The following is a 408-nucleotide window of genomic DNA, read 5'->3' as shown; positions in this document are numbered from 1 at the left end:
GTGCTTGACCATCCCAAAATGGGCAACCAAGGTCAGGCGACCGACATTCAAGTGATGTCAAAAGAAGTGATCTCGAAGAAAAATCTGATTCTAGAAATCTTGGCAGAAACGACCGGACAGCCGATCGAAAAAATCCGCCAGGACACCGATCGCACCCTGTACATGACGCCTGACCAAGCGCAAGCCTATGGCCTAGTCGATCGCGTCCTCACCGATTCTAAGCTTCCTCAACCCTCACTCGCACTCACTTAAACCCCCAAAAAACTATGCCAATTGGAGAACCGAGCGTTCCTTACCGCCTCCCTGGTGGCACTTACGAACAGTGGATTCGTATCTACGAACGGCTGTTTCGCGAACGGATTATCTTTTTGTTTGAAGAAGTCGATGACGGCATCGCCAATGCGATCG

Annotated in this window: 2 protein-coding genes; both read left to right on the top strand. The window is 50.5% G+C overall.

Annotated elements, in window-relative coordinates:
* Window positions 1–252, top strand: a 252-nt coding sequence (locus D7V97_RS43845) for an ATP-dependent Clp protease proteolytic subunit (protein WP_199729296.1), incomplete at its 5' end; no start/stop codon positions are given.
* Between the two features lie 14 nt (window positions 253–266).
* Window positions 267–408, top strand: a 142-nt coding sequence (locus D7V97_RS46935) for an ATP-dependent Clp protease proteolytic subunit (RefSeq protein WP_199729294.1), incomplete at its 3' end; no start/stop codon positions are given.

The organism is Corallococcus sp. CA053C (assembly GCF_003611675.1).
Lineage (GTDB): Bacteria > Myxococcota > Myxococcia > Myxococcales > Myxococcaceae > Corallococcus.
The sequence above is the reverse complement of the archived record's forward strand: the minus strand, read 5'-3'. Positions and strand labels throughout refer to the sequence as shown.